Consider the following 18,934-nt stretch of genomic DNA (forward strand, 5'->3'; position numbering starts at 1 on the left):
CCAGCGTTCGTCCTGAGCCAGGATCAAACTCTCCATAATAGGTGAGTCGATTAGCTCGACTTTGTTGCTGGCGTCAAATTAATGACGTTTATAATGAACGTTTAAGTTCAAGTTTTGCTTCCCACACTGAAGTGTGTTCCGCTTTATTGTTGACGTTTTGCTGTTCAGTTTTCAAGGTTCATTTGTTAGCCGCCGTTTGTAACAGCAACTTTTATATCATATCAAATCCTGATTGTCATGTCAACAAAAAGTTTTGATATTTTTTTTCATGTTCGTCGCTTTCATTCAAGCAACTTTATAAATATATCAGCCTGGCTTATAAAAGTCAACACTATATCTTAAAAAAGTTATAGGAATATAGAAATCGTTAATACACTCGCTATTCCTGGAATTCCTAGGAATGCAATTAGTAAGCCAGATACGATATTTACCGGAATGAAAAGACCGAACTGACTTGCAATCAAGTGGATGGCAAACAAGATCACAAAAGCAAACGCAATTCTAAACCACCAAATAGAGAACGCTTCGATTACTCGTCCTTTCGATGCTTTGTTTAAAAATAAAAAAAGAAGTACAGCTATACCAATCACATAAAGAGTTAGCTTCATTGAGCTTCTCCCACCTCTCATATAAGTTATCAACTAACTATATGAAGGAATTGGTATAACATATACTTCATTTCAAAAGGATTTTTCGTATTCGCGCTTCTTTATATAGAAAGAAGTGTTTGCTCTCAGCAATTTTACGCTGGGCAATGATCGACAACTCATAGTCATCCATTAGTTCTTCGATGATCTGAGATTGTTGCCAGTCATCTTTCGTTTCTTTCATCAAGGAAATGAGTTTACTATCGAATTCTTTTTTAAGTTTGGCTTTTTTAAAAAACATCTGGCAGTCAGGCCTCCTCTTTATAACTCACGTCGGCCTTCTAACGCTTTCGATAAAGTAACTTCATCTGCATATTCCAAGTCCCCACCTACTGGAAGACCATGAGCAATTCTTGTTGTACGAATTCCAGATGGTTTTACAAGCCGGGAAATATACATAGCGGTTGCTTCACCTTCTATTGTGGGATTCGTCGCTAAAATTAACTCTTGTACTCGCTCATCTTGCAATCTCTTCAATAAAGGAGGTACGTTAATATCTTCTGGTCCTATACCATCCATTGGCGAAATTGCCCCATGTAAAACATGATACAAGCCTCTGTAATCTCTCATTTTTTCCAAGGCGATGACATCTTTCGTGTCTTGAACGACACAAATAATAGTGTCATCACGTTGTTTGTCCTGACATATATGACAAGGGTCTATATCGGTAATGTGCCCACAAATGGAGCAGTAACTTAAATTACGTTTCGCATCAACCAATGCTTTAGCGAATTCAAGGACAGTGTCTTCTTTCATACTTAGCACGAAAAATGCCAGACGGGCCGCAGTTTTCGGCCCAATACCTGGCAATTTCATAAAACTATCAATCAATTTTGATACTGGTTCAGGATAATGCATGTGATTTCCTCCTAGAACATGCCAGGGAGGTTCAATCCCTTCGTGAATTGTCCCATCGTGGAGTTCGAAGTTTCTTCTGCTTTCTTCATTGCTTCGTTAGTAGCTATTACAATCAAATCTTGTAGCATTTCAATATCTTCAGGATCCACAACTGATTCATCCAAAGCAACGTTAATTACTTCTTTGTGTCCAGTAACAGTTACTTTAACCATACCGCCACCTGCAACACCTTCAAAATGTTGAGTTCCCAATTCTTCTTGAGCCTCAGCCATTTTCTTTTGCATTTTTTGCATTTGTTTCATCATACCTTGCATATTACCCATTCCACGCATACTATTTTTCCTCCCTAATCATCATGTATTTCTACAAATTCTTTACCAAATAATTTTTCCGCTTCCACAATCAATGGATCTTCTGTAGCTGCTTTCTCTTCTTGCATAAAGCTTAACATTTCATCTGCAGCTTGTTCCGTCTCACTTGTTTCGGATGCTGCATCTGAATCTGAATCTGTATCAGTTGCTTTCAACCCTTTGTTACGAATAAACTCTTCACGGATTTTCATCCAAGCTTCTTCCGGAACAAAAAGGATCTCATACATCTTGCCAGTTAGATTCATAAGCAATTGAGAAAAGGCGCTTGAAAACGTTTGATTGTCCGCAGCCATTTGGCAATGAATATCATATTTGAATTTTAACACAAAAGCACCAGTAGATGCCGCAACTGGTTCAGCTTCATTCAATAACGCGGCATGTGATTTTTGCAATTGAGTCATAATCGTCGGCCAATGCGATTTGATTAACTGAATATCTTGTTTCGTCGCTGTTTTCAATACTTCTTGAATACGGCCGGACGGTGCTTTGAAACCTGTTTGAGTTCTTAACCTCTGGCGTTTTTGTGATTCGCTCGCTTGAGGGGTTTGTGCACCATTTGTTGCAATGCCTTGTTTCAATTGTTGTTCAAGCGCAATAACTGTTCGTTCCAGTTGAGCGATTTTCTCTTCAAATGGACCTAAATCAACTGCTGCTTGTTGAGAAGTAGTCACTTTAACTTGAGACATTTTTAATAGAGCAGTTTCTAAATAGACTTTTGCATGATTCGAGTAACGCATTTCCTGCTGAGTGGCCGATAAGATTTCGATGTAACGATACAACGTATCAACCGGGAACTGATGTGCAAGTTGCTTAAACTTTTCCTCACCGGATGCAAGTTCCAATAGCTCATCAAGAGATGGTGCTGTATTCATCAATAAAAGATCTCTGAAGAAGGTGATTAAGTCCTCGGTTAAGCGGACTGCATCTTTTCCTTCTTTCATTAATTCCTCTAATAGAGTTAAGACTTTCCCGACGTCTTTCGTTAATAAGGACTCTGCAAGTTGATAGAAGATATCCTGTCCGATCGAACCCGTTACAAGAAGAGCGTCTTCAATCGTCATTTCGTCACCACTGAATGACACCACTTGATCAAGCATACTCAGTGCATCACGCATACCACCAGAAGCTGCTTGAGCGATGACCTTTAAAGCTTGATCATTCGATGGGATACCCGAATCAGCTAATACAACATTCATACGGTCCACAATATCTGTTGCTGTAATGCGTTTGAAATCAAAGCGCTGACATCTGGAAATGATCGTGAGTGGCAATTTATGAGGCTCTGTAGTCGCCAAAATAAATACCACATGCGCTGGAGGTTCTTCTAGTGTTTTTAGTAAAGCATTAAAAGCGCTGTTGGAGAGCATATGCACTTCATCAATGATATACACTTTAAAACGCGAATTTGCAGGAGCAAAACGAACTTTTTCAATAATATCACGAATTTCTTCTACTCTTGAATTGGATGCAGCATCGAATTCAATAACGTCTGTATTCGATCCATTCGTAATACTTTTACACGTTTCACATTCATTACATGGCTCCGATACGGGTGCTTTTTCACAGTTTAGCGCTTTGGCAAAGATTTTTGCTGCACTTGTTTTACCTGTCCCCCGCGGACCATTAAATAAATACGCATGTGTTGTTTTATTATAAAGGAGAGCATTTTGAAGGGTTTGTTTCACATGTGCTTGACCTGACATTTCTGCAAATGATTGAGGTCGGTAAACACGATAAAAAGCTTGATACGCCAACTGATTTCTCCCCTTATAGTTTGATTTTTAACAGTCCTTTAATTATACCATAAGGCACTCGCTCTAGCTCTTTGAAAGACAAAGAATTCGAGAATGAAAAAAGGTGTTCATTCGCAGTTAGCGAATAAACACCTGAATAGAAGTATGTATGCCGTGCACCTTCCTTCGACTGCAATACATAAGCGGAACCACTGTCGTTAGCTCTACCTAGGCTACCCCGCGGCACATGAGAAAAGTCCACTTAAGGCTGCTTCCTTCCGGACCTGACCTGATTCATGGGTACCCATTGCGCAGGACCCAGACGTCAACACTACGTGCAGAAGTCAGACCCTACATATAAACAGCCTCAGAGAAGGAGTTCAGTCTCGCTAGAGCGGATTGCGAGTTACAAGACACCGCTACCTTCCCACCTAGCACGGCATTTACTAGTATACTGACTTAATCCAAAAAAATCAAATCCTTCTATTTCATTCTCTGAGACTTTTTACAAAATCATTGGTTTGCTTGAAGGAAAAACGGTTTCCTTCTTGAATTAATAATGTGACAATCCATTTATTTTATAAGGAGACTCTACTACATGAGCACAAAATTGATTTTAGTTGAAGGATTACCTGGCTCTGGGAAATCAACAACTGCCCATCTTATGCATGAACTGTTGAAAGAACATCACATACAAAATGAACTATTCTCTGAAGGGAATCTAAACCATCCTGCAGATTTCGAGGGAGTCGCTTATTACACAACAGACGAATTCAAGGAATTGCTTTCAGTTAACGCCGAGCACGCAACCGTGCTTAAAGAAAATACAGACTTAAAAGTAAATGGAGCTTTCGTTTCCTATCAGAAAATCATAGAGATATATCAATCCAATATCCCTAAAGACTTATATGACAAGCTTGCAAAGAATGATATTTATGAACTGCCACTCGATCTTCATATTCCACTTATGCTAAATAGCTGGAAGGAATTTGTTCAACAAGCACTCAAGAATAATAAAACTTATATTTTCGAATGCTGTTTCATTCAGAATCCCATAACCATCGGCATGATTAAATACAATGCTTCCAGCAAGATTGTTTCAGACTATATCTTACAGTTGGCAAAAATAATCGAATCATTGAACCCACTATTGATTTACGTGGATCAAGAAAATCTTCGTGCCTCATTTGAAAAAGCCTACAACGAACGAGATAACAGTTGGTCTAAAGGATTTATCGATTACTATACAAATCAAGGGTACGGAAAGGCACATGACTATAGTGGAGTAGAAGGAACTGTAAAGGTTCTTGAAGCTAGAAAATTGTTAGAAAAAGAAATCGTTGATAAAATTGCTTTAAAGAAAGTTAAAGTAGATAACTCTTCTTATGATTTGACTCAACATCGAACATTACTCGAAGAAATCATAAAAGAAAGATTGAATTAACACTCCCTACTTTCTTTATGCGCGCCTCTAACCGCTTGACTATATTGTTGTGTATTTTCATTGGAAAAATGAGTGAAAAAACGAAATACTTAAATTTTAATTATATCACTTGAAATTGTTGACTTTGTTTTTCGTACATGATAAATTATATTTTGTTGACACGGAGGTATACCCAAGTTTGGCTGAAGGGATCGGTCTTGAAAACCGACAGGGGAGTCAAATCCCGCGGGGGTTCGAATCCCTCTACCTCCTCCATTTTTTCAACAAACACGCGCATATAAATGGAGATTGTTATTCGTTACTAACGTAACGAATTTTCTTCTAACATAACTAATCAGAATATTATGAAGGCAACTCATCTGAGTTGCCTTTTTTGTGTTTCCTTTTACTTTTTCCTTAAATCTGTAACCTAAACTCTCCTTCTATCGTCAAATGGAAAAATAAGGAGGGTTTTCATGAAAGGTAATTCTTTACGTCGAGCCTTGCTAGTATCAATCGTTTTCCTTACAGTCTTCTTACCTCACAAATCTTCAGCGGAGTGGGCTTATTCATTTGTGGTATGGGATAGATATGTTTACGTCTTAAGTGATGAAAAGGTCGAGCTCGATCAAATCGACAACGAAATCGGAGCAGTTACTTTATACTCTACGGATGAAGGTACATATTCCGGTAATTTCTCAAATTGGTACCCCAGTGGAACGAAGTATTTCTCAATCAAGGATATTAGCACTGACGAAGCGATTGCGATTGAAGATTCAAAGGGGCACTATTATAAAGCAAATCGTGAGGGAGAATATGCCAGTTCCGCCAGCACAGATTCTCTTTCTGAAGACTCTTCCCCTCCTGTAGAGAGTAGCAATGTTAATTTCACTTTAGTTATCTTCCTCTTGGCACTTTTTCCAATCATTGCGTTAGGTAGTTACCTAATAGCAAGACGACCCCATGAAAGATAAAAAGCCCTCAGCTTTCGCTGAAGGCTTGTCTATCTTATCTACGTAACATGGATGTTTGTTGAATAAAGTGACCAATACGTTCAACAATCGGTTCAACAGTCTCAGGATTTTTCATCAAATCATAATCATTGATATTTAATCGTAGGACAGGACAGCCATTGAATGAATTAATCCAGTTTTCATAGCGTTCGTGCATTTCGTACCAATACTCAACCGGTGTGGCTTGTTCCATTGGACGGCCACGCAATTGAATGCGGCTTAATATATCTTCAATCGATCCATCCAAATAAATAAGTAAGTCAGGATGTGGGAAATATGGTGTCATCACCATTGCATCAAAGAGACTTGTGTACGTCTCATAATCAGTCAGGTTCATTGTCCCTTTTTCCATATGCATCTTAGCGAAAATCCCTGTGTCTTCATAAATCGAACGATCTTGAATGAAACCGCCACCGTATTCAAAAATACGTTTTTGTTCTTTAAATCGTTCTGCAAGGAAATAAATTTGTAGGTGGAAGCTCCACTTTTCAAAGTCATCATAGAACCGATCTAAATATGGATTAGCGTCCACTTTTTCGAATGAAGTATGGAATTTTAGTGCGTCTGCCAGTGCTTTTGTCATTGTTGATTTCCCAACACCCACTGTACCAGCTATAGTAATGACGGCATTTTGAGGAATGCCATATTTTTCACGTAAGTTCATGCGTGGAGACTCCTTTTTTGTAGCGTTTCATCTACTTTATTTAAAATCCATTTCAAATCAGACTCATTTTGAACAAAATCGATTTCATCTCCGTTGAAACGAAGAACCGGAATTTCCGGATGTGTTTCTTCAAAGTACTGAATGAATGTATGGTAGTCAGCTGAAAGTTGTTCCATATATTCGGCACTAATCATTTTTTCGAATTCACGACCGCGCTGTGCAATACGTTTCATCAGTGTATCTAAGCTTGCATGCAAATAGATAATGATGTTTGGCTTAGGCATATCTTGCGTTAAAATACGGTAGATCGATTCATACTTCACATACTCCTCTGCCGGAAGTGTACGTTTAGCGAAGATTAGGTTTTTGAATATGTGGTAATCCGCAACGACTGGTTCTTGATTAGCAATGTATTTCTTCTGAATATCACTCAATTGTTTATAGCGATTGCAAAGGAAAAACATTTCCGTTTGGAAACTCCACTCTTCGATATCTTCATAAAATTTATTTAAAAATGGATTTTCATCCACAATTTCTTTTAACAGTTGAAACTTGTTTGCGTCGGCTATGGCTTTAGATAATGAAGTTTTTCCAACACCAATTGGGCCTTCAACGGTGATAAATGGAATCGGCATCAGAAGTCCTCCTACTCGTTCTCAATCGTTCAATGCCCTCTATTCTATCACAGCTAGAAAATGAAAAACAGAGCTAAAAACCACTTTTCCAAAGAGGAAAAGGGTTTTAGCTCTGTCTTTTTTTCACGTGGAACATTTCATTTAAGACGACCCAGTTCTGCGGGAATGGGAAGCCCATGTGCCAGTAACTGATTCCTTTCAAGCCAAGTTCCTGCAACAGTTCAAATTTCGCTTCAATCGAACGGGCGTCTTCGAACCAAACCACGTGTTCTTTTCCATCCCGCCAGTAGTTGAAATAAGGTGCCTCAGAGACCGCATCGTAAGAGATGGCTGCGTTACGTTCCCGAGCAAGTTCAACTGCCCGCTTCGGACTGATTGCTTGAGCTGGTGGATTTCCTGGTTTATATGGCAATGTCCAGTCATATCCATATAAATTTTGCCCCATCATAATTTTATTGGCAGGTATTTCTGTTAGTGCATATGTGAGTACTCTACGTACTGGTCCAATTGGAGACACGGCCATCGGTGGACCTCCACTATAGCCCCATTCATAGGTCATAATGACAACAAAATCAACGACTTCTCCGATTTGTTTGTAGTCATGCCCTTCATACCATTTCCCGACTTGATCAGCGGAAGTTTTCGGGGCAAGAGCAGCAGAAAGAGTCAAACCTGTTGCCGCCGTTTTTAAACGTTTTAAGAAATTAACATAGTTTTGTCGGTCTTCTTTTCGTAAATACTCAAAATCCACATGAATATCTTTTGCATTTTTTGCCTTGGCTTCCGCAAGGATATTTTGAATGAGCTTATCTTGTACTGCGGTGCTCGCGAAAATTTCTTGCGCTAAAGTGTCACTGAATGCACCATTCTCGATATTGGAAATAACGATAGCTGACACCATGTTTTGATCTTGTGCAATCTGATCCAGCCCACTCCAATCCAGTGGCGTTAACGTACCATCCCGTTTGACTTCATATGAAAATGGCATCATGTAAGTCAACAATGGTCCGCGTTTCGTTACTTCGTCTAGCAAGGTTTGGGATGGTTTGTCGGTGTACCATTCCACATAAGCATTCGTTTCAGTGGTAGGGCGATTTGGATTGGGTGCATCCGGAATGACAATCGTTTGGCCAATTACTAAAACATCCGGATTCGTAAGCTCATTGACATTGGCCAAAGTAGTGGGGTTGACCCTAAAGCGGTTGGCAATGGAATACAGACTATCCCCTTGTTTTACTACATAAATCATCGAAAACCTCCTCGTTCCACATCTCACTTATGCTATGCGAAAGATAAACAAAACATGCTACACTAAAAAGAAGGAGCGATGCAGAATGGATGTATTTGAAAAAGATCGGGTCTTCATGGCAGAAGCACTGATAGAGGCCCAAAAAGCTGCAACATTAGGCGAAGTTCCTATTGGCGCAATCATCGTGTATCAGGATGAAATCATTGCACGTGCACATAATTTACGTGAAACGACTCAAAACGCAACGACTCACGCAGAGCTTTTGGCCATCCAGCAAGCATGTGCGAAAATCGGAAGTTGGCGTCTGGAAGAAATGACCCTTTACGTCACACTGGAACCTTGCCCGATGTGCGCAGGGGCAATTTTGCAGTCTCGGATCCCCCGCGTAGTCTACGGTGCACGTGACATGAAAGCAGGTTGCGTCGATTCACTCTATCGATTGTTAAACGATGCCCGCTTCAATCATGAATGTGAAGTAACTGAAGGAATATTAGCTGAGGATTGTGGTGGGATTCTAACTCAATTTTTCCGCAATTTACGCGAACAGAAAAAGAACCGGAAACGAACTTGAGGGACAAGTTCATTTCCGGTTTTCTATTGTTTTGTTGCGTATTATTTGATAACTTCTTTTCCACCCATATATGGACGCAAAACTTCAGGAATGATGACAGTACCATCTTCTTGTTGGAAGTTTTCCAAGATGGCTGCAACAGTACGGCCAAGTGCCAATCCACTTCCGTTTAACGTATGCACAAATTCTGGTTTCGCATTAGGTTCACGACGGAAGCGAATGTTTGCACGACGAGCTTGGAAGTCCTCAAAGTTACTGCAAGAAGAAATCTCACGGTACACACCTTGTGCTGGAATCCAAACTTCGATATCATATTTTTTCGCTGCCGTAAATCCTAAATCTGCCGTACACATTTTCAAGACACGGTATGGTAAGCCCAGCAATTGAAGAACTCTCTCCGCATGTCCTGTTAACTTCTCCAATTCGTTATAAGAATCATCCGGGTTCACAAAACGAACAAGTTCAACTTTGTTGAATTGGTGTTGACGAATTAAACCACGTGTATCGCGACCAGCAGATCCCGCTTCAGAACGGAAACAAGCACTGTATGCAGCAAATCCTTGTGGCAGTGCATCTTTTGTTAAAATTTCATCGCGGTAGAAATTCGTTACCGTTACTTCAGACGTCGGAATCAAGAAGAAATCTTCTTTTTCGATTAAAAATGCATCTTCCTCAAACTTCGGCAATTGACCAGTACCCGTAAGGCTTGCACGGTTTGCCAAGTATGGAGGCAACATTTCTTCATAACCATGTTCTTCAGTGTGAAGATCAATCATGAAGTTCATAAGCGCACGTTCTAAACGCGCACCTAGACCACGATAGAACAAGAAACGGCTACCTGTTGTTTTTGCAGCGCGTTCGAAATCGACGATATTCAAATCTGTCGCGATATCCCAGTGAGGCTTAGGTTCAAAATCAAACTGACGAATATCTCCCCAAGTACGTTCTTCCACGTTGTCATCTTCAGATTCCCCAACCGGTACACTTTCGTGCGGAATGTTTGGCAGGCGCATCATTATGTCAGCAAACTTTTCTTCTACACCACGCAATTCTTCATCCAACACTTTGATTTCATCGCCTACTTGACGCATACGTAAGATGACATCATCCGCATTTTCTTTATTTCGTTTCATAACTGCGATTTTTTCAGATGCTTCATTACGTTCCGCTTTTAATACTTCTGCTTTGCCAATTAGTTCACGGCGTTTAGAATCAAGCTCTTCAAATTGATCAAAGTTCCCTAAATCTTCACCGCGTTTTTCAAGTTTTGCTTTCACTTCTTCGTAATTATCTCTAACTCGTTTTACATCTAACATGTCTTTTCCTCCTTTGATTTTGACGATGGGCAGTTATAAAAAAGCGTTGAAAACCATTTTAGACAATACCGAAAAGCGTAGTAGCCCACTCTAGCTCGACTCCTCCGGTGGAAGAAAGGAGTCGAAAACTCGTTTTCGAATGAGTTTCTGAAGCGGAGGTGCAAGCTGGGCTGCGAAGCTAGACAACAAAAAAAGCCCTCCATCCCCTTGGAAAGGGACGAGAGCTACCCGCGTTGCCACCCTGATTGATTTGTCCATGCGAACAAATCCACTTGTCTCATAACGGCTTTTCAACCGGCTGCAACTTACTAGTCTTCAGTCGCGCAACTCCAGGACGGATTCACAAGTGTTTTTACCGGCTCGCACCATCCGCCGGCTCTCTAAAAAAAACGGAGCTTGTTACTACTTCCCATCATCGTTTCATATGTGAAATTAACCATACTTTACTACAGGATGTGTATTTTGGCAAGTTGTCATACAAGAAAAAGAAAACATCAGCTTGTTCCAATTAAAGAACAAACTGATGTTTTGCATTTCCTTATACTAAAACTAATTAATTAACACCAACTGCAGTAAATGCTGCTTTCACGCTTGAAACTTCAGTGCTGCTTGCGCCGTATAGGTCAGTTGCCGCTTGCACAGCTGCTACACGATATTGAGCAAACGTTGAATTAGGTGTTAAATACTGTGTTAACGTACGGTAGAAAATTTTACCTGATTTATCATTACCGATTCCCGCTACGCTGACACCGTAATGTGTACCACCATTAGATAATAAATAAGCTGCTTTATTACTGATTCCACTATTCCAATGGACACCACCATTATCCTGTGTACCTACATAACGTTTCGAATAGTGATCTGGATCTCCACTTTGTGTTGGGTCTGCCATTGAACGTAAAGCATCACCAGATGTACCAGGCGTATAGATGTCTTCCCCAATTTGCCAATCTGGCTTGTTGTTGAAGTGATACTCTACTAATGTACCAAAAATATCAGACATCGATTCATTGATTGCACCTGATTCATTTTGATAGATTAAATCCGCCGTTGTATCCGTCACGGCATGCGTCAACTCATGTGCAATAACGTCAAGCGCACCGGATAACGGGATGAATGTAGAGCCGTCTCCGTCTCCGTACACCATCTGCGAACCGCTCCAGAAAGCATTGTTATAATTGCGACCGTAATGCACTGTAGAAATTAATTGCGCACCATTTCCGTCATAGCTATTACGGCTATGTACATTTTTATAATAGTCATATGTTTGAGCAGCGTATGCGTGTGCATCAACAGCAGCGCCATCATATGCTGCGTTCAACACGTTATCTGCATCCAACCATAACGTTCCTGGGGTTTGAGTTCGGTTTTTAGCATTATACGTGAAGATTCCATTTCCACGCGTACGATCGACTAAGTATGAACCATTGCTGTTCGTTACCGTATTGAAGGATTTCGTATCACCTAAAACGCCTTTACCTGTACCTACTGTGTTTGTTCCTGTAGGAGAAGTAACACCTGGTGATGGTTTACCTACTTGATGGACTTGATTATACGAAGCTAAAATGTCTCCAGTTTGAGCATCCACGAAATACTGATAGTTACCTGGTGATGGATGTAGGAATTCAAACTCAAGTGCATATGCATAGTTTGCTTTTCCATCTTTTACATAAATGACGAATTCAGGTTTTGCTTCCTTCTCAAGTTCCGGTGCTTGGCCTAGTTTAGCTGCCATATCTTTAGCAGCAATCGCTTGAGCTTCAGCGTGTTTAATTTTAGCGCCGCTCTTTAAAGTTTGTTTTTTATCTAATTCCGGTGCTAGTTCACCAGATACAGCTGTTAATACACCATCTTTATCAACATGGGCTGTTAACACTGATCCGAAAACTGGTACGCCTTTATAGACCTGTTGTAATTTAACTAGAGTGAAGCCAACTTCATCTTTAGTTTCATTCAATACTTTAAAATTAGAATAAGAGTCATTACTAGTTTTATAGAGTCCTTGTTTTTCAGCTAAATAGTTTAATGCAATGTCTTTAGCTGCTTTATTCGATGGTGCTGTCAGTTTGCCAGAAATAAAATCTGGTGTATTGCTTTTTTGGTTCATATGGACTTTTTCAGAAGTTGCACTTCCTGGTGCTGCATGTACTGGGGCAATGGCTGCTGATAATGCAACCGTTGCTGCTAAACTCAGACTCACTACTTTTTTCTTTTTCACTTGACTCCACTCCTCAGTTTCTGAAAATTCCGAACTCAATCGGGTAACTAGTATTCTATATATTTTACTATTCTGAATATATAGGTAACTATCACTGTTTTTTATTGGATAAATACGGGTTTATTTTCCTGTGTAAATAATGGAAATATGTATTAAACCCATCTTTCGAATTATTTCTTCTTCCTCCTTCCATATCAAAAGATAGAAGTAATATCTAGTTAATATCCATTTCTATCGATAATTTACTCCTCCTGTAAAAATTGGTACATAAGAGAGTATTGTTTATAAAACTTTATTAGACTAGATTTATAAAAATTATTTTATGGATAAATAATTCCGTTCATAATAATACGTCCATACCTCGATTTACACGGATGTTACTTGTTATATCCTTGTAAGTAGCACCCATTTCAACTACTCTTATAGTATTAATATGACCATTTAAATAGTATCGTTTTCAAACTTTTAAAAGGGTCAGTTAGGAGAGAAACATGGATATTTGGCTCAATCCAGTTGATAAATCTTCATCGACACCTCTATATGAGCAGCTTTATCGTGAAATGAAGGAAGCGATCATTCGCGGTGATTTAGTTGTTGGCACGAAATTACCTTCTAAAAGACAACTCGCTGAGTTTCTCACTCTCAGTCAGACAACAATTGAACTGGCTTATGGGCAGCTGGTTGCAGAAGGTTTTATTAAAGCAGTTGCACGAAGTGGGTATTACGTTGAACAAGTGGAAGAACTCGCCTTTGCAGACGAAATGCGATTGAAACATGATCAACCAGAAGTTTTTAAGCACACCTACAGCATTGATTTTAACTCTGGCCGTATTGATACTTCTTCCTTCCCTTTCAATCAATGGCGTAAGTATGCAAAAGACGTGTTGGATGAAACGTCCCGTGATTTGCTATTGCTCGGTCACCCTCAAGGAGACGTAGAGTTAAGACAGGAAATTGCGAATTATATCTACTCCTCCAGGGGTGTCCGTTGTACAGCACAACAAATAGTAATTGGCTCAGGAACAGAACAGCTAATGCCACTTTTGATCCGCCTACTCGGAAAACAAGTAGTTTTCGCGATTGAAAACCCTGGCTATCCGATGACCCATCATATATTTGCTAATTATGATCGAGAGACTGTAGCAGTTCCGGTCGATGAAGATGGGATGCAAGTTGCAGAATTGGAAAAGAAACAAGCTAGTGTTGCCTATGTCACACCTTCCCATCAATTCCCTACAGGGGCTATTTTATCGGCTTCCAGGCGTGTTCAATTGCTCAACTGGGCTTCTGCCAAAGAAGGTCGTTATATTATTGAAGATGACTATGACAGTGAATTCCGCTATGTTGGTAAACCTATTCCTTCTTTGCAAGGAATGGATCAAAGCGAGCGGGTCATTTACATTAGTACGTTCTCTAAATCTCTAATGCCTTCGCTACGCATTGCCTATTTTGTGTTACCCATGCATTTGCTTCAAGCGTACCGGGAGACATTCCCATATTATTCGTCAACAGTGCCGAGACTCGATCAACATGTACTGGCACAGTTCATGAGAGATGGCCATTTTTCAAAGCACTTGAATCGCATGCGAAAGTTGTATCGCAAAAAATTGGAAAAATTAACGCAGGCCTTAGAAGCATTTAAACCCTCCGTTCATATTTCAGGTGAGCAAGCAGGCATGCACATCGTTTTGACGGTAGATAGCGAAGCCACAGACCGTGAATTAGTTGAACTCGCGAAACAAAAAGACATCCGCGTATACGCTTTAACTGACTACCATCAATCAACTCAAAATATTCCTTCCAAACCTCAAGTACTGATAGGATTCGGTGGTTTTGAAGAAGAGACCATCGCACCAGCTGTAGAGGCCTTAATGAATGCTTGGCACATAAAGAAAGCATAAAAAAACCGTGATTTCAAATGAAATCACGGTTTTTCGAGTTATTAAGATATTTTTAGCCTAGAATAATCCACCGACAAAGTCAGTAGCACCATTCCAAAGTTTACCGAAGAAATGACCAACAGCTTGTAGGCCTAAAGAGAACCAACTTGCACGTTCAACGGCTTCAGTTGTTACAACATCAGAGGATTTTGAAGCGCCTGTGATGTAACCGTAGTCTGACCCTTCAGACTTTACAAGTTCCACATGACCAACTACTTCATCCTTCTTAATTGCTGCTTCCAAAGAACCGTCTTTCATTTTCTTCTCATCAAGCACTAATTTAGGTTTATATAAATCTTTTTCGCTAGATTTAATGACCATTTCAATCGGCTCTTTTACAGTAATGCCGACTTGATCTTCTTTACCTTTAATTACAGGAATGTCTTTTTGGTCTTTAAATTCATACCCTGCTGGTAAAATTTCTTCTTTTGCAAATTGAGAGAATCCATAATCAAACAGTGCACGTGTTGCATCAAAACGCGCTTTATAAGAACCTACACCTTTGCTATCAACAGCTTTCATCACGACTGCAATTATACGCATGCCATCTTTCTCAGCAGTTCCTGTAAAGCAGTGACCTGCGAAATCTGTTGTACCAGTTTTTAATCCATCAACTTTTGCGCCTTTATATTCATAAACAAGACCAGGAAGCATGAAATTCCAGTTATCCATTTCAATTGCATCGCTAGTACCTTCACGGAATACTTTAGTCGTAATAATTGTTGTTTCAAGTACTTCAGGATAGTCATTCAACAAATGGAAAGCCAATTTTGCTACTGATTTCGCAGGCATGACATTCTCATCTTCTGGACCGGTTCCTTGAGGATGGTTTCCTTGTAAATCGGCGTTGTTTAATCCAGTCGAGTTTACAAATTTATAACCTTCTAAGCCAAGCTCTTCCGCTTTTTTGTTCATCATGTTGACGAACTCAGTCTCAGTACCAGCAATCGTTTCGGCAATTGCAACTGTCGCTGCGTTTGCTGAGTAGATTGCCATTGCTTCATATAATTCTTTTATGCTATAAGTACCATCTTGACGAAGAGGTACATTACTTAAACGACGATCTTGTGAGATTCGGTAAGTATAATCTGTTACTGAATATTGTTGTTCCCAAGTAACTTGTCCGTTTTCAATCGCTTCAAACAATAAGTACTCAGTCATCATTTTGGTCATACTCGCTATACCTAAAGCTGTATCTGCATTTTGTTCATATAAAATCTTTCCTGTATCTGCATCAATTAAAATAGCACCATCAACAAATAAATTTAGACTCTCTTCAGCATCTGTAGCAGCCGGTTGGGTGACAACCATACTTACTAACAGAATCGGAAGGAGTAACCAGCGCACTAGCGCTTTGTTCACTGCACTTTTCACTTCTAGAACCTCCGCCATTCTCTTTTTTAATTTTCCCTTGCTCATTTTATCACAAAAATCTGGCATACGGGACGTTCTGAAAAAAAAGCACCCAATCTGCCTAATATATAGACGACAGAATAGGTGCTAAAGTTCTGTTATTTGATTATATGGAGTAGTTTGGAGATTCTTTCGTAATTTGTACATCATGCGGATGGCTTTCGATTAACCCTGCACCCGTCATTTTGATAAACTGTGAATTCTCTCGCAAATCTTGTAAATCTTTCGTTCCACAGTAGCCCATACCTGCACGAATACCACCCATCAACTGATGAATCGTATCTGAAAGCGGTCCTTTATAAGGGAGACGACCTTCAATTCCTTCAGGTACTAATTTTTTGGCATCGTCTTGGAAATAACGATCTTTCGAGCCTTTTTCCATTGCTCCGATTGAACCCATTCCACGATACACTTTAAATCGACGACCTTGGAAGATTTCAGTTTCTCCTGGACTTTCTGAAGTTCCTGCAAGTAAACTACCTAGCATTACCACGTGTCCGCCTGCAGCTAGTGCTTTTACGATGTCTCCAGAATACTTAATCCCGCCATCGGCAATAATTGTTTTGCCATGTTTGCGTGCTTCCGTCGCACAATCGTAAACTGCGGTAATTTGAGGAACACCAACACCAGCAACAACTCGAGTCGTACAAATTGAACCTGGACCTATTCCCACTTTCACCACATCTGCGCCAGCTTCGAATAATGCAGCCGTACCTTCAGCAGTTGCTACATTCCCTGCAATGATATCCAATTCAGGATAAGCCTTACGAATCGCACTGACAGTATCTATAACGCCTTGCGAATGACCGTGAGCCGTATCGATTACAATCACATCGACTTGTGCTTTAACAAGGTTTTCAACACGCTTCATTGTATCAGAAGTAACACCGACTGCTGCTCCAACCAATAAACGTCCATGATGATCTTTTGCTGCATTAGGAAACTCGATCACTTTTTCAATATCTTTTATCGTGATTAATCCTTTTAACACACCTGAATCATCAACAATCGGCAGTTTTTCGATTTTATATTGCTGTAAAATCTTTTCTGCATCCTCAAGAGTTGTCCCAACTGAAGCTGTAACCAATTCTTCTTTCGTCATCACATCTTCAATTGCCAATGAGTAGTCTTGAATAAAGCGAAGATCACGGTTTGTTATAATTCCAACCAACTTTTGCTCTTCTTCATTATTAACAATAGGAACACCAGAGATACGGTATTTACCCATTAGATGTTCGGCATCATATACTTGATGAGTTGGCGTAAGGAAAAATGGATCGGTAATGACGCCATTTTCAGAACGTTTTACCGTGACAACTTGCTCAGCCTGTTCCTCAATGCTCATGTTTTTATGAATCACACCAAGACCACCTTGACGAGCCATTGCAATCGCCATTGAGGCTTCAGTGACCGTATCCATACCAGCACTGATAATCGGTATATTTAATTTGATTTTTGACGTCAAATGAACAGACAAACTCACATCTTTAGGTAACACTTCAGACTTCGCTGGTACAAGCAATACATCATCAAACGTTAAACCTTCTTTAACAAATTTTGATTCCCACATAATCTCTTACGCCTCCTATGTCCTCGTGAATATTATTGATAAGGTTATCAGCGGCTACAAGGACTGTCAAGGAACACGGAATAAGAAAGATTATTCGGATATTTCCTTAAATATATTTCAACAAATCATCTTCGATTTTCTTAGGCGAAGATTGAGGTGCATAGCGTTTTACCACTTGCCCATCAGGGTCCACCAAAAACTTAGTAAAGTTCCATTTAATATCTTCGGTCAATAATCCTTTCTTTTCAGACACCAAGTGTTTGAACAATGGATGCGCACTTTCACCTTTTACATCTATCTTCTGGAACATCGGAAAAGATACACCGTAATTCAATTGGCAAAACTCCATAGTTTCATTTACATCATCAAACTCTTGATTGCTAAATTGCCCACATGGGAAACCTAAAACGACAAGTCCTTGATCTTTATATTCATCATACAACTCTTGTAATTCTTGAAACTGTGGAGTAAATCCGCATTTACTAGCGGTATTTACAATAACCATGGGTTGTCCTTTATACTCACTTAATGAAACCTCTTCGCCATTTGCTAGTGTTGCAGCATAATCATAAACATTCGTCATATCATAACATCCTCTCGTCTCACAAACTATGCTCTTAACATATCGAGTTCTTCCCTATAGTACAAGTATTAGGATTCATTAATATGTTCTAGATTATCTATCTCTTAAAAGAAACATGTTTTGATGAAATATAAACTCTTTATCAAAATCAACTAGAGATATATCCAACAGAAAAGAGGTAAGCAGCGTCATTGGGATGGCTCCCATTTAGGGGGCGATTGTGTGGGGTCTCATAAGCTAGTTATGTTGGGGGATGAAACAAGAATTTGTTATGGAAAGTTGCTTTCAAATATTTATCGCTCATTTAACGGTGTTTATCGCTCATACAGGAGATTTGTCGCTCACTCGGAGGATTTATCGCTCATATAAGCCACTTTATCGCTCAAATCCGTTTCACCCGCAAGTTCACTTGCTGAACCGACATTGATCGAATTGCTTTAAAGAATCCCTCTCCAACAGAAAAGAGCCATTCAACGTCAGTGGAATGGCTCCCATTTGGGGTTCGGGTTTAAAACACAAGGTAGCCATAAAACCTTTAATGGTCTTGTTTCCGCTACGCTCCTATTCAAACCCTTAAAAAAGAACACAAAAAAACCGCTACCTCGAAAGGTACCGGTTTTTTACTTTGCCTAGCGACGTCCTACTCTCACAGGGGGAAACCCCCAACTACCATCGGCGCTAAAGAGCTTAACTTCCGTGTTCGGTATGGGAACGGGTGTGACCTCTTTGC

The 18,934-nt window shown here is 39.8% G+C and carries 17 protein-coding genes, 1 tRNA gene, 1 rRNA gene, 1 other RNA gene and 1 other annotated feature; of the genes, 5 read left to right on the forward strand and 15 right to left on the reverse strand.

The features are described 5' to 3' along the window. Positions 1-347: 347 nt before the first annotated feature. The 6 genes from M9R32_RS15715 to ffs all read right to left on the reverse strand — a co-directional run bounded on the left by M9R32_RS15715 (position 348) and on the right by ffs (position 4,049). The gene (locus tag M9R32_RS15715) at positions 348-608 is read right to left on the reverse strand and encodes a pro-sigmaK processing inhibitor BofA family protein (protein ID WP_269927681.1); all 261 of its coding nucleotides are present in this window, start codon (positions 606-608) and stop codon (positions 348-350) included. A 67-nt stretch (positions 609-675) separates the two neighbouring features. Beyond that, on the reverse strand, positions 676-888 hold the full coding sequence (locus M9R32_RS15720) for a YaaL family protein (RefSeq protein ID WP_269927682.1): 213 nt from the start codon (positions 886-888) through the stop codon (positions 676-678). Positions 889-908: 20 nt separating this feature from the next. Continuing rightward, complete coding sequence (gene recR, locus M9R32_RS15725; RefSeq protein ID WP_269927683.1) at positions 909-1,505, reverse strand: recombination mediator RecR; 597 nt, start codon at positions 1,503-1,505, stop codon at positions 909-911. Between the two features lie 11 nt (positions 1,506-1,516). Then, complete coding sequence (locus M9R32_RS15730) at positions 1,517-1,837, reverse strand: YbaB/EbfC family nucleoid-associated protein (protein WP_269927684.1); 321 nt, start codon at positions 1,835-1,837, stop codon at positions 1,517-1,519. 14 nt (positions 1,838-1,851) lie between these two features. Continuing rightward, a complete protein-coding gene (gene dnaX / locus M9R32_RS15735; RefSeq protein WP_269927685.1) occupies positions 1,852-3,630 on the reverse strand; it encodes a DNA polymerase III subunit gamma/tau in 1,779 nt (592 codons plus the stop codon). Between the two features lie 151 nt (positions 3,631-3,781). Continuing rightward, positions 3,782-4,049: signal recognition particle sRNA large type (gene ffs, locus M9R32_RS15740), an RNA gene on the reverse strand. 158 nt (positions 4,050-4,207) lie between these two features. On the opposite strand from ffs, the gene M9R32_RS15745 reads away from it, so the two are divergent. The 3 genes from M9R32_RS15745 (at position 4,208) to M9R32_RS15755 (ending at position 6,006) form a co-directional block, all read left to right on the forward strand. After that, positions 4,208-5,053: a P-loop NTPase family protein gene (locus tag M9R32_RS15745; RefSeq protein WP_269927686.1), complete on the forward strand. Its 846-nt coding sequence runs from the start codon at positions 4,208-4,210 to the stop codon at positions 5,051-5,053. 162 nt (positions 5,054-5,215) lie between these two features. After that, positions 5,216-5,308, forward strand: a tRNA-Ser gene (locus tag M9R32_RS15750). Positions 5,309-5,508: 200 nt separating this feature from the next. After that, positions 5,509-6,006 (forward strand): hypothetical protein, encoded by a 498-nt coding sequence (locus M9R32_RS15755; protein ID WP_269927687.1) that lies wholly within the window; start codon positions 5,509-5,511, stop codon positions 6,004-6,006. A gap of 34 nt (positions 6,007-6,040) precedes the next feature. Here M9R32_RS15755 and M9R32_RS15760 read toward each other — a convergent pair whose 3' ends face one another. The 3 genes from M9R32_RS15760 to M9R32_RS15770 all read right to left on the reverse strand — a co-directional run bounded on the left by M9R32_RS15760 (position 6,041) and on the right by M9R32_RS15770 (position 8,593). Further along, positions 6,041-6,709, reverse strand: coding sequence for a deoxynucleoside kinase (locus M9R32_RS15760; RefSeq protein ID WP_269927688.1), 669 nt, complete (start codon positions 6,707-6,709; stop codon positions 6,041-6,043). Next, entirely contained in the window at positions 6,706-7,344 is a 639-nt protein-coding gene (locus M9R32_RS15765) for a deoxynucleoside kinase (RefSeq protein ID WP_269927689.1), read from the reverse strand. The genes M9R32_RS15760 and M9R32_RS15765 overlap by 4 nt, the downstream gene beginning before the upstream one ends. Positions 7,345-7,450: 106 nt before the next feature. Beyond that, positions 7,451-8,593 carry a glycosyl hydrolase family 18 protein gene (locus M9R32_RS15770; protein WP_269927690.1) on the reverse strand — a complete coding sequence of 381 codons (1,143 nt, stop codon included), beginning with the start codon at positions 8,591-8,593 and terminating at the stop codon, positions 7,451-7,453. 85 nt (positions 8,594-8,678) lie between these two features. On the opposite strand from M9R32_RS15770, the gene tadA reads away from it, so the two are divergent. Continuing rightward, the gene (gene tadA / locus M9R32_RS15775) at positions 8,679-9,164 is read left to right on the forward strand and encodes a tRNA adenosine(34) deaminase TadA (RefSeq protein WP_269927691.1); all 486 of its coding nucleotides are present in this window, start codon (positions 8,679-8,681) and stop codon (positions 9,162-9,164) included. A gap of 41 nt (positions 9,165-9,205) precedes the next feature. On the opposite strand, the gene serS is transcribed toward tadA, so the two are convergent. Together serS and M9R32_RS15785 are read right to left on the reverse strand one after the other, a co-directional pair. Next, positions 9,206-10,480, reverse strand: coding sequence for a serine--tRNA ligase (gene serS, locus M9R32_RS15780; RefSeq protein WP_269927692.1), 1,275 nt, complete (start codon positions 10,478-10,480; stop codon positions 9,206-9,208). A 210-nt stretch (positions 10,481-10,690) separates the two neighbouring features. Next, positions 10,691-10,905, reverse strand: a binding site (T-box leader). A gap of 128 nt (positions 10,906-11,033) precedes the next feature. Further along, positions 11,034-12,698 (reverse strand): M4 family metallopeptidase, encoded by a 1,665-nt coding sequence (locus tag M9R32_RS15785; RefSeq protein ID WP_269927693.1) that lies wholly within the window; start codon positions 12,696-12,698, stop codon positions 11,034-11,036. Between the two features lie 491 nt (positions 12,699-13,189). Between M9R32_RS15785 and pdxR the strand changes: the two genes are divergently transcribed. Further along, positions 13,190-14,599, forward strand: coding sequence for a MocR-like pyridoxine biosynthesis transcription factor PdxR (gene pdxR / locus M9R32_RS15790; RefSeq protein WP_269927694.1), 1,410 nt, complete (start codon positions 13,190-13,192; stop codon positions 14,597-14,599). A gap of 57 nt (positions 14,600-14,656) precedes the next feature. On the opposite strand, the gene M9R32_RS15795 is transcribed toward pdxR, so the two are convergent. The 4 genes from M9R32_RS15795 to rrf form a co-directional block, all read right to left on the reverse strand. After that, the gene (locus M9R32_RS15795; RefSeq protein WP_269927695.1) at positions 14,657-16,012 is read right to left on the reverse strand and encodes a serine hydrolase; all 1,356 of its coding nucleotides are present in this window, start codon (positions 16,010-16,012) and stop codon (positions 14,657-14,659) included. Positions 16,013-16,157: 145 nt separating this feature from the next. After that, positions 16,158-17,621, reverse strand: coding sequence for an IMP dehydrogenase (gene guaB, locus M9R32_RS15800; RefSeq protein WP_269927696.1), 1,464 nt, complete (start codon positions 17,619-17,621; stop codon positions 16,158-16,160). Between the two features lie 106 nt (positions 17,622-17,727). Continuing rightward, the gene (locus M9R32_RS15805; protein ID WP_269927697.1) at positions 17,728-18,204 is read right to left on the reverse strand and encodes a glutathione peroxidase; all 477 of its coding nucleotides are present in this window, start codon (positions 18,202-18,204) and stop codon (positions 17,728-17,730) included. A gap of 627 nt (positions 18,205-18,831) precedes the next feature. Beyond that, positions 18,832-18,934, reverse strand: a 5S ribosomal RNA gene (gene rrf / locus M9R32_RS15810); the annotation flags it as partial.

This window comes from Paenisporosarcina quisquiliarum (assembly GCF_027563315.1).
GTDB classification, from domain to species: Bacteria; Bacillota; Bacilli; order Bacillales_A; family Planococcaceae; genus Paenisporosarcina; species Paenisporosarcina quisquiliarum.